Genomic DNA, 10,987 nt, shown 5'->3' with positions numbered 1-10,987 from the left:
GCTCACCGCATGACCAGCATCGACCTCGGCGGCGTCGTCGTCGCCACCACGCTCGCGTTCCGCGAGGACGCCGCAGCGCCTGCCGGGCTCGCCGTCGACTACGACCGCTTCGGTGAGCACGTCGACTTCCTGATGTCCAACGGCGTCCACGGCGTGGGCCCCAACGGGTCGCTCGGCGAGTACTCCTCGCTCACCGACGCCGAGCGCCGTCGCGTCATCCAGGTCGCCATCGAGGCCGTCGACGGCCGCGGCATCGTGATCGCAGGCGTCCACGGCGTCGGCAGCCACCAGGCGCGCGCATGGGCAGAGACCGCGGCGGAGGACGGCGCCGACGGCGTGCTGCTGCTGCCGCCCACCCTCTACCGCGCGAGCGACGCAGAGGTCATCGCCCACTTCGAGGAGGTCGCGAAGGTCGGCCTGCCGATCATGGCCTACAACAACCCGTTCGACACGAAGGTCGACCTCACGCCAGCGCTCGTCGCCCGTCTCGCCGAGATCCCGGAGGTCGTCGCGATCAAGGAGTTCTCCGGCGACGTGCGACGCGTGTACGAGATCGCCGAGCGGTGCGACATCGACATCGTCGCGGGCGCCGACGACGTGCTCTTCGAGTCGCTCGTCAACGGCGCGGTCGGCTGGTTCGCCGGCTACCCCAACGCCTTCCCCAAGGAGGCCGTCGCGCTCTACGAGCTGTGCATGCGCGGCGACTGGCACGAGGCCAAGGCGCTCTACCAGCGGCTCGTCGCCGTGTTCCGCTGGGACTCGCGCACCGAGTTCGTGCAGGCCATCAAGCTGTCGATGGACATCTGCGGCAACTCCTACGGTGGGCCCACACGGCCCCCGCGCGGGCCGCTGACGCCCGAGCACGCCGCCCAGGTGCGCGCGGACACCGAGCGGGCGCTCGCCGCGATCTCCGAGATGCAGGCAGCATAGGCCCGTGCGCGCCTCTCGGGTCTTCAGTGCGGTCGACTCGCACACGGAGGGCATGCCGACGCGCGTCGTGACCGGCGGCATCGGCGTGATCCCCGGTGCCACGATGAACGAGCGGCGGCTGCACGCCATCGAGCACCTCGACCACGTGCGCGGTCTGCTCATGCACGAGCCGCGCGGGCACGCGTCGATGTCGGGCGCGCTGCTGCAGCCCTCGACGCGCGACGACTGCGACTGGGGCGTCGTCTACATCGAGGCCAGCGGCTTCCTGCCCATGTGCGGCCACGGCACGATCGGCGTCGCGACGGTGCTCGTGGAGACCGGGATGGTCGAGGTCGTCGAGCCCGTGACGACGATCGCGCTCGACACGCCGGCGGGCAGGATCGTGGCGCGCGTCGACGTCGTCGACGGCGCCGCCGAGCGGGTCACGATCGAGAACGTGCCCGCGTGGGTCGAGCGTCTCGACGCGACGATCGACGTGCCCGGCCTCGGCACCGTGCCGTACTCGGTCGCGTTCGGCGGCAACTTCTACGCGCTCGTCGAGCTCGACGACCTCGGGCTGCCGTTCGACCGTGCACGCAAGGACGACCTGCTGCGCGCCGGCCTCGCGATCATGGACGCCATCAACGAGCAGGCGCCGCCCCGGCATCCCGAGATCGATGGGGTCGACCACGTGCACCACGTCGAGCTCATCGCCCCCGGCTCCGACGCCATCCGCTCCCGCCACGCCATGGCGATCCATCCCGGCTGGTTCGACCGGTCGCCGTGCGGCACCGGCACGTGCGCGCGCATGGCCGAGCTGCACGCGCGCGGCGCGCTCGCGCTCGAGACCGACTTCGTGAACGAGTCGTTCATCGGCACCGAGTTCACGGGCAGGCTGCTCGGCACCACCCGCGTCGGCGGAGCGGATGCAGTGCTGCCGCAGATCAGCGGCCGCGCCTGGATCACGGGCATGGGCCAGTACCTGCTCGACCCGCGGGATCCGTTCCCGTCGGGCTTCGAGTTCTGACGACCGACCGCGGGCGGCACGCCCGCAGCATCTGGAGGACAGCCATGCAGGCACCCACGACCGACGTCGACGCCGTCGCGACCGCTGCGGCGGGCGCCGCCGACGCCTTCGCAGCGACCGAGCCGCGCGCACGCGCCGCGGCGCTCGTCGCCGCTGCCGACGCGATCGACGCCGCAGGCCCCGACCTCATCGCCATCGCGATGCGCGAGACGGGGCTGCCGCTGCCTCGGCTGCAGGGCGAGGTGCGTCGCACGACGGGGCAGCTGCGGCTGTTCGCAGAGGTCGTGGCCGACGGCGGGTACCTCGACGTGCGCATCGACGAGGTCGACGCCGACTACGCCGTGGGTCCTCGGCCCGACGTGCGCCGCATGCTCGAGCCCGTCGGGCCCGTGCTGAACTTCGCCGCGTCGAACTTCCCCTTCGCGTTCTCGGTCGCGGGCGGCGACACCGCCGCCGCCCTCGCGGCGGGATGCCCCGTCGTCGTCAAGGCGCATCCCGGCCACCCCGACCTCGCCGACGCGACCGCCGCCGTCGTGGCCGACGCGCTCGAGGGCGCGGGCATGCCCGAGGGCGTGCTGCAGCTCGTGCACGGCGACGACGCGGGCGTCGAGCTGCTGCGCGACGAGCGCATCCGGGCTGGCGCGTTCACGGGCTCCGCACGCGTCGGGCGACTGCTCGCCGACGTCGCCGCCGCGCGCCCGCGGCCCATCCCGTTCTTCGGCGAGCTCGGCTCGGTGAACCCCGTCTACGCCACCGCTGCCGCCATGGCGCTCGAGCCTGACCTCGTCGCGCAGTTCCTCGCGTCGGTCGGCGGCTCCGCCGGGCAGCTGTGCACGAAGCCCGGGTTCCTGTTCGTGCCGGCCGACGCCGACCTCTCGGGGGTCGAGGCGGCGCGCGACGCCGAGCCGCAGCGACTGCTCAACGACGGCATCGGGCGCGGCTTCGCGGCGCGTCGCGCCGCCGTGCTCGAGACGCCGGGCGTCACGACGCTCGTCGAGGGCGTCGTGCGTCGCGACGACGGGCTGGCGTGGGCGTCTCCGACGATCGTCGAGACGACCCTCGACGCGCTCGAGTCAGCAGGCGACGCCCTGCTCGAGGAGTCGTTCGGACCGTTGTCGATCATCGTCAGGTACGACGACCTCGACGCGCTCGCCGTGGTCCACGAGCGGCTCTTCCCAGGCAACCTCACCGCGACGGTGCACGCGGGCCCCGACGAGGCGGAGCGCATCCGACCGCTCGTCGGCGCCCTCGCGCGCACGAGCGGACGCGTGCTGTTCGGCGGCTGGCCGACGGGCGTCGCGGTGACGGCGGCGATGCAGCACGGTGGGCCGTACCCCGCGACGACCACCGACGGCACGAGCGTGGGCACGGCGGCGATCGGGCGGTTCCTGCGCGGCGTCGCGTATCAGTCGGCGCCGCACCCGCTGCTGCCGCCTCCGCTGCGCGACGACAACCCGTGGGACGTGCCGCAGCGCAGGCACGTGGCCGGTCGCTCGCAGTCGTGGGGCTCGCTCACCGGCGTGTGACGCGCGCTACTGCTGCACGATCGCGCCCGTGTCGGAGGTGATGGGGGGCCGCCGCGCGGTGAGGGCGATGCCGGCGGCCGCGACCGCGACGAGGCCGAGCGCCACGACGTCGAGCGCGCCGAGCAGCTCGCCGACGACGAGCAGCGCGAGCACGGCTGCCACCGCGGGCTCGAGCGCCATGAGCACGCCGAACACGCGAGGCGGGATCCGCCGCAGCGCAGCGAGCTCGAAGCCGTACGCGATCGCGCTCGACAGGATCGCGACGCCCAGCACGGGCAGCAGCAGCCAGGGCTGCGCGCTCACGCCCGTCACGGCCCCGCCCACGCCGAACGGCGTCGTCAGCACCGCCGCGATGCACATCGCCGCCGTGAGCCCGCCGACGCCGGGAACGAGCTCGCCCACCCGGTGCGACGCGAGGATGTAGCCCGCCCAGCACACGCCGGCTGCCAGGGCCAGCAGCACGCCCGCGACGTCGAGGGCGCCCGCGAGCGACTGCGCGCCGATGATGCCGACGCCTGCGGCGGCGAGCAGCACCCAGGCGGCCTCCGTCCATCGTCGCGACAGCGCGAGCGACAGCACGAGCGGGCCCAGCAGCTCGCACGTGACGGCGAGCGCGAGGGGGATGCGGTCGGCGGAGAGGTAGAACAGCAGGTTCATGCCCGCGAGGGCCACGCCCAGCAGCACGACCGCGCGCCACGTGCGCCGATCCCACGAGCGCACCTTCGGGCGAGCGATGGCGAGCAGGATGAGCGACGCGAACCCGAGCCGCAGCCACGTCACCGCCGACGGGTCGAGATGCTCGAACAGCAGCTTCGCGACCGAGGCGCCCGCCTGCACCGAGCAGATGCCGGCGACCACGAGCGCGATGCCCACGCCGCCGCTCCTGTCCATCCGCACAGGACGACGCTAGGGGATGCGGGGCGCTGCGGGGTGCTCCGCCGCCGACCGCTCCACGCGGTAGAGCGCGAACGGGATCGCCGACAGCAGCGCGCTCGCCGCGGGCACGAGGGTGATCGCCACGAACACCGTCTGCCGCATCGCGTCGGTCACGACGACGCCGGACTCGTAGCCTGCGGCGGCGACGAGCAGGCCGAACACGAGCAGCGACAGCGCCGTCATGATCTTCGCCGCGAACGTGAGCGTCGCGAACGAGATGCCGTCGCCGCGCACGCCCGTGCGCCGCTCGGCGTCGTCCACGGCGTCGGCGATCATCGTGGCCTGCACGACGAGGAACAGCCCGAGCGCGAGGCCGTGCACGACGATGCATGCGACGAGGCCTGCGACGTCGGGGTAGCCGACGAACCACATCGCGGTCGACACCGCGGCCGACACGAGGGCGCTGCCGACGGCGACGGCGCGCGGCGACACGCGCCGCAGCAGCAGCGGTGCGAGGAACGCCGACACGACCATGCCGGCGATGATCGCCGCCCCGACGACCGTGAACACGCCCTCGTCGCCGTAGGCGATCACGACGAACACGGCGCCGCCCGACTGCACGACGAACCTGCCGAACCCGAGCACCGACCCGACGAGCACGAGCATGAGCGGGCGATTGCCGACGAGCGTCGCGACGAGGATGCGCAGCGGCACGCGCTCGGCGGCGACGGCGCGCTCGCGCGTGTGCGTGAAGGCGAGCAGGAACAGGCCCATGCCGACGACGGACACGAGGGCGACGGCCAGCGTCCACCCCGTGGCGCTCGGCTCGCCCTGCGGCGACAGCAGCCGTGCGAGCCACGGCATCCCGAGCGTCGCGACGCCCAGCGAGATGGCTCCGAACGCGCGCACGTTCGCGATGACGCGCGTGCGCCGCTGCGGATCGGGGAAGGCAGAGCCGATGAGCCCCCAGAACGGCACGTCGCACATCGCGTACGCGAAGCCCCACAGCACGTAGGCGACCCCGAACCAGGCGAGCTGCAGCGCTTCGTCGAGCCCGGGCGGCACGGCGAACAGCAGCGTCGTGAGCACCACGAGCGGCAGCGTCGATGCGAGCACGTACGGCCGCATCCTGCCCCATCTGGTGCGCGTGACGTCGACGATCGACCCCATGACGGGGTCGGCGACGGCATCGACGATGCGCGTGATCGTGACGAGCGCCGTGACGACGGCGACGCCGGCCGACGACAGGCCCGCGTGCTCGATGAGGTACACGAGCATGAACGTCGTCACGGTCGTGAGCACGAGGTTCTGGCCGATGCCAGCCGTCACGATCGCGGTCGCCTGCGTGCGGCCGGGCAGGTCGCGCAGCAGCCACGGCGCGCGGGACCCGGATGCGAGCGAGGGCGCGGACGCCGACGCCGGCGCGTCGTCGGTCACGGCGAGGCCAGCACGAACGTGGCGATCTCGAAGGGTCGCAGCGCGATCGCGGCGAGGTCGGCGGGCGCGCCGTCCGCGTCGACGCGGCGCTCGAGCATGTCGGTGCGCCATGCGGCACGGTGGGGGATCGACGTGGTCAGCGACGTGGTCGTCGCGCGACCGAGGGCCTCGTAGAGGCGCACGACGGTGCCGTCGGAGTCGTAGGCGGGCGCGATGGTCTCGACGATCACGCCGGGGTCGTCGGCCGTCGCGAGCGGACGCAGGGCACGGGCGCGGCCGGGCACGACGCGCACGGGCGCCTGCAGCCGATAGCCGTCTGCGACGACCTCGTGCAGCGCGCCGGGCGCGTACGGGCGGATCGCGTACGTGAACGCGTGCTCGCCGCGGTCGGCAGTCCGGTCCGGGAACGTCGGGGAGCGCAGCAGGTTCAGCGACACGAGCCCGTGCTTCGCGCGATGCCCGTACTTGCCGTCGTTGAGCAGCGCGAACCCGCCCGCGGCGTCCTCGACGGCGAGCCAGCGGTGGGCGCACACCTCGAACTGCGCGCGCTCGACGCTGTCGCGCTCGGTGGTCGCGCGGCGGATGTGCCCCATCTGGATCTCGCACAGCGCCTCGTCGCCGAACCGCGTCGGCCGATGCTCGGCGCGCAGCATGCGGTGCGTCTGCCGCCAGTCGACGCGCGTCTCGAATCGCACGAGGCTCGAGCCGGCCTCGAGCACGACGTCCTGCTCGATGCGCACCTTCGGTCCGACGAGCACGTGGCGGCGGATCGCGCGCGGGCCGTCGACGTGCCACGACCGAGCGGTCACGCGCAGCGGTCGGCCGGGCGCCGCGGCGGCTCGCGGCGAGATGTCCCACGCATCCCACGGGATCTGCAGCGGGTCGCGGTGCAGCACGAGCCGATTGAGGCCCTCGCCGGCATGCTCGAACCCGTCGGCGTCGACCATCGAGGCGATCGCGCCGGTCGCGTCGTCGAAGCGCAGCGCGAGCACGCCGTTCGCGAGGCCGGAGGCGTCGGCGACGAGCTCGGGATGCTCAGGCTCGACCGTGAGCGCAGCCGTCGCGTACGGCGGCACGTGCGCGCGCATCCAGGTGCCGTCGACCCGCACGGGCTCGTCGCGCGCGACCGGTGCGAGGTTGAGGGCGGCCGGCGCGTCGCCCGCGGCGGGCAGGGCGTCGACGAGGGCCGCGATGCGCGCCTCGACGTCGGCGGCGAGCCGCTCGAAGGTCGCGACCGACTCGCGGTGCACCCGAGCGATCGACGACCCAGGGAGGATGTCGTGGAACTGCTGCAGCAGCGCCTCCTGCCACACGGGCTCGAGCGCATCGCGCACCTGCGCGCGCACCTCGGGGCCGTGCGCGGCGGCGAGGGCCTCGACGTCGTGCAGCAGGCGCTCGAGCGTGCGGTTCCACCGCTTCGTCGCCGCCTGCGTCGTGTACGTGCCCTGATGCTTCTCGAGGTACAGCTCGCCGCGATGCGTGTGGGGCACGTCGCGGGTCGCGAGGTCGCGGAAGAAGCTCGATGCGCTGCCGCGGCGCACGCGCGGCAGGCCGCGGATGCCGGCGCCGTCGATGCCGATCTCGCGATCGAGCACCTCGTGGTGCACCTCGCCGGGTCCGCCGCCGCCATCGCCGCCGCCGTAGACGAGCAGCGCGGAGCCCAGGTCGCGCTCCGGGTGCTGCCGCAGCCCTCGCAGCAGGCCGTCGGCAGCGGCGCGACTGTTGTAGTCGCCCTCCGGCGGCATGTGCACGAGCACCTCGGAGCCGTCGATCCCTGCCCACCGGAAGGTGCGGTGGGGGAAGTCGTTGACCTCGTTCCAGGCGAGCTTGATGGTCTGGAACCACTCCATGCCCGTGCCCCGCAGGATCTGCGGCAACGCCCCCGAGTAGCCGAACGTGTCCGGCAGCCAGCACAGCCGGAGGTCGTCGTCGGCGAGGCCGAGCTCGCGCTGCAGGAAGCGCCTGCCGACGACGGCCTGACGGATGAGCGACTCGCCGCTCGGCAGGTTCGTGTCGGGCTCGATCCAGAACGAGCCCTGCGCCTCGATGCCGCCGGACGCCACAGCATCCTGCAGCTGTGCGAACAGGGCGGGCTGCTCGTCGCGCATCCACTGCATCTGCTGCGGCTGGCTCGTGCCGTAGACGACGTCGGGGCGTCGCTCGAGCGTGCGCAGCTGCCGCACGTACGTGCGCGCGGCCTTGCGGCGCGTCTCTCGCAGGGGCCACAGCCAGGCCATGTCGAGGTGACCGTGGCCGACGGCGGTGTACTGCAGGTCGGCCGTGGCGGGGGCGTCTGCCGCGGGGCGGGCGAGCGCGGGCGCGAGGCAGGCGCGCGCCGCCGCGAGGTCGCCGGCGCGGAAGCACCGCCACGCGTCGTCGAGCGACGCCTGCACGACGCGGGCGAGCACGGCGTCGTCGGTGTGCCCGACGAGCATCGTGAGCGTGAGCGCGTCGAAGTAGAGGGCGTACGCCTCGTCGTCGCGCACCGCGAGGTGGGCGCCGTGGAAGACGGCTCGGCCGACGGGGTAGATGAGGAGGCCGTTGTAGGTCGCGTCGGCGTACAGGTCGATGGGCGACGTCGCGTCGACGCCGCGCACCGTGCGGAAGCGGCCACCAGGATGCGGCAGGTCGCCCTGCAGGTACACGGTCGAGACCGCGTCGAGCACGGCGCCCGCGGCATCGTGCACGAGCGCCTCGCCACGGATGCCGAGCAGCACCTCCGCGCGCGGGTGGGTGGCGGCGGGGCCCGTGACGTGCAGCCATCCGCACTCGAACACCTCGCCCCACGCGGTGCCTGGCCGGATGGGGCGGAAGTCGCGCGCCTCCCACTGCCCGAACGGCGTCGGCTCCTGCGAGGTGAGGATGCGCGTCTCGAGCGGTGCGATGCGGTGCCAGATGCGGGCGCGCATCGCGCGCAGCCTGCGGTACGCCGTCGGCTGCTCGGCGGGGAGGCCGACGAGCCAGCTGGCGAGCGCGCGCACGACACCTCCCGTGGATCGAGGGCCGCCCGGCGTCGTGCGCAGGGCGGTCGCGACACAGCGTAGGCCTGCGCTGTGTCGCGCGGGCTGTGCGCCGCCGCGCCTCGCACCGGGAGCGCGCATGCCGCGGCGGGCATGGGGGGCGCGTGCGAGCATGGCCGGGCGCGCCGAGCACGGCGGGTGACGACGAGGGGATGCGCATGCCGAGCGACCGACTGCAGGCGCCGATCGCACCGAGCGTGCGGCTGCCCGCGCTCGACGACGGAGCGCCCGGCTCGCTGCACGCCGCGGCCGTGCTCGACCGCGTGCGCATCGTCGACGCCGACTCGTCGGGCGTCGACCTCGCCGAGCTGGCCCTCTCCGAGTGCGCCATCGAGCGCTGGCAGGCGACGGGCGCGATCCTCAGGCACGCCCACCTCGTCGAGTCGCGCATCGAGCGCCTCGACGCCGCCACGCTCGACGCGTCGCGCAGCGTGTGGCGCGACGTCGAGGTGTCGGCGTCGCGCATCGGCTCCATCGACCTGTCGGATGCGAGCCTGCGCTCGGTCGAGATCGTCGGCTGCAAGCTCGGGCACGTGAACCTGCGCTCGGCGCGCGTGCGCGACCTCATCCTGCGCGACTGCACGATCGACGTGCTCGACGTCGGCGACGCCGAGCTCGACCGCGTCGCCTTCCCCGGCTCGACCGTCGCGACGCTCGAGCTGCCCCGCGCGACGCTGCGCCACGTCGACCTGCGCGGGCTCGAGCCGCGAGCCGTGTCGCCCGTCGAGTCGCTCGCGGGCGCGACGATCGACGCCGACCAGCTGCACCTGCTCGCACCGGCGTTCGCCGCGCACCTCGGGCTGCGCGTCGTCGACTGAGCCGCTCGCCGCTTGCCGCTTGCCGCTCGCCGCTCGCCGCTCGCCAGTCGTCGGGCTCGTCGCACCCGTCGCGCGTCCCGCGCCGATGCCGCACCGACCCGCATAGGTCGCGCAGAGGTGCGGTGGGAAGACTGCCGCGCGTCCGAAGACGATCGACGCACGAAGGATCCCCATGCGCCCGCTGTCCGCATCCGCTCCGCTCGCCTCCGACGTCGCGCTGCTGCTGCTGCGCCTCGTGATCGGTGGCGTCATGGTCGCGCATGGCGCGCAGAAGCTCTTCGACCAGGGACTCGATGCGACGGTCGCGGGCTTCGCGGGCATGGGGGTGCCTGCGCCCGAGATCGCGGCGCCGTTCGTGATCGGCGTCGAGCTGCTCGGCGGCGCCCTCGTCGTGCTGGGCGCGGCGCTGCCGATCGTGGGGGTGCTCGTGGCCATCGACATGGCCGTGGCGCTCGCGCTCGTGCACGCGCCGTTCGGCGTGTTCGTGAGCGAGGGCGGCTGGGAGCTCGTCGCGGCGCTCGGCGCCGGTGCGCTGGCGCTCGCGGCGGTCGGCGGTGGCCGCATCGGCGTCGACGGCATGGTCGGCGGCCGCTCGCGCAGCCGTCGCCGCGCCGCAGCCTGATCGGCCGCGGCCCGGCGGGGCAGCCCTGCGCCCCTGCGCGGCATGCGGCGCGCGAGGCCGTGCCTGAGTGCAGGATGGATCCCGTGACGATCCCCGCGAAGGCCCTCGCCATCCAGCAGCAGCTGCGCGATCTCGGCGTCGACGTCGAGATCATCCGCTTCCCTGGCGGCGTGCACACCGCGAGGGCCGCTGCGGAGGCGCTCGGCATCGAGGTGGCGCAGATCGCGAACTCGCTCATCTTCTGGATGGCGGATGCGCCGCTGCTCGTCATGACGAGCGGCGCGCACCGCGTCGACACGGCCAGGCTCGCGGCCGACCTGGGCGAGGGTCCCATCGAGCGTGCGACGCCCGACCAGGTGCGCGCGGCGACGAGCCAGGTGATCGGCGGCGTCGCGCCGCTTGGGCATCCCGTACCCATCCGCACGATCGTCGACGTCGCGCTCGCCGACCACGACCGCATCTCGGCGGCGGCGGGCACCCCAGACACCGTGTTCCTGTGCACGTTCGACGAGCTCGTGCGCGTCACGGGCGGCGAGATCCGCACCGTCGGCGACTGACCTCCACCGTCGCCGACACCCTCCCTGTTCCGAGGTGCGCGTGCTGCACTCAGGTGCTGTTGCAACCGCACCTCGCCGCAGCAAGCGCACCCCGCAACGCTGCAACCGCACCTCGCCGCAGCGACCGCACCTCGCAACGCCGCAACCGCACGTCGCTCACGCAGCAATCGGTCGTGAACGCAAGTCCAGCGGATG

General features: G+C 73.8%; 9 protein-coding genes. 6 read left to right on the top strand and 3 right to left on the bottom strand.

Annotated elements, in window-relative coordinates; translation table 11 throughout:
• Positions 1 to 9 precede the first annotated feature (9 nt).
• Genes ACZ6H8_RS01280 through ACZ6H8_RS01270 form a run of 3 tightly spaced genes read left to right on the top strand, consistent with a single transcriptional unit; the run spans position 10 to position 3,462 of the window.
• Positions 10 to 930, top strand: a complete 921-nt coding sequence (locus ACZ6H8_RS01280) for a dihydrodipicolinate synthase family protein (protein ID WP_464143608.1) — start codon at positions 10 to 12, stop codon at positions 928 to 930.
• Positions 931 to 934: 4 nt separating this feature from the next.
• Positions 935 to 1,936 carry a proline racemase family protein gene (locus ACZ6H8_RS01275; RefSeq protein ID WP_464143606.1) on the top strand — a complete coding sequence of 334 codons (1,002 nt, stop codon included), beginning with the start codon at positions 935 to 937 and terminating at the stop codon, positions 1,934 to 1,936.
• 29 nt (positions 1,937 to 1,965) lie between these two features.
• Positions 1,966 to 3,462: an aldehyde dehydrogenase family protein gene (locus ACZ6H8_RS01270; protein ID WP_464143731.1), complete on the top strand. Its 1,497-nt coding sequence runs from the start codon at positions 1,966 to 1,968 to the stop codon at positions 3,460 to 3,462.
• Between the two features lie 6 nt (positions 3,463 to 3,468).
• On the opposite strand, the gene ACZ6H8_RS01265 is transcribed toward ACZ6H8_RS01270, so the two are convergent.
• Genes ACZ6H8_RS01265 through ACZ6H8_RS01255 form a run of 3 tightly spaced genes read right to left on the bottom strand, consistent with a single transcriptional unit; the run spans position 3,469 to position 8,756 of the window.
• Positions 3,469 to 4,335: an EamA family transporter gene (locus tag ACZ6H8_RS01265; protein ID WP_464143604.1), complete on the bottom strand. Its 867-nt coding sequence runs from the start codon at positions 4,333 to 4,335 to the stop codon at positions 3,469 to 3,471.
• 33 nt (positions 4,336 to 4,368) lie between these two features.
• Positions 4,369 to 5,775 (bottom strand): MFS transporter, encoded by a 1,407-nt coding sequence (locus ACZ6H8_RS01260; protein ID WP_464143603.1) that lies wholly within the window; start codon positions 5,773 to 5,775, stop codon positions 4,369 to 4,371.
• Positions 5,772 to 8,756, bottom strand: coding sequence for an alpha-mannosidase (locus ACZ6H8_RS01255; RefSeq protein ID WP_464143602.1), 2,985 nt, complete (start codon positions 8,754 to 8,756; stop codon positions 5,772 to 5,774). The genes ACZ6H8_RS01260 and ACZ6H8_RS01255 overlap by 4 nt, the downstream gene beginning before the upstream one ends.
• A 197-nt stretch (positions 8,757 to 8,953) precedes the next feature.
• Between ACZ6H8_RS01255 and ACZ6H8_RS01250 the strand changes: the two genes are divergently transcribed.
• From ACZ6H8_RS01250 to ACZ6H8_RS01240, 3 genes are all read left to right on the top strand, one after another.
• Entirely contained in the window at positions 8,954 to 9,613 is a 660-nt protein-coding gene (locus ACZ6H8_RS01250; RefSeq protein WP_464143600.1) for a pentapeptide repeat-containing protein, read from the top strand.
• 172 nt (positions 9,614 to 9,785) lie between these two features.
• Positions 9,786 to 10,235 carry a DoxX family protein gene (locus ACZ6H8_RS01245; protein ID WP_464143599.1) on the top strand — a complete coding sequence of 150 codons (450 nt, stop codon included), beginning with the start codon at positions 9,786 to 9,788 and terminating at the stop codon, positions 10,233 to 10,235.
• Positions 10,236 to 10,309: 74 nt separating this feature from the next.
• The gene (locus ACZ6H8_RS01240) at positions 10,310 to 10,792 is read left to right on the top strand and encodes a YbaK/EbsC family protein (protein ID WP_464143597.1); all 483 of its coding nucleotides are present in this window, start codon (positions 10,310 to 10,312) and stop codon (positions 10,790 to 10,792) included.
• Positions 10,793 to 10,987 lie beyond the last annotated feature (195 nt).

The sequence above is a fragment of the Agrococcus sp. AC640b genome (assembly GCF_979255995.1).
The sequence above is the reverse complement of the archived record's forward strand: the minus strand, read 5'-3'. Positions and strand labels throughout refer to the sequence as shown.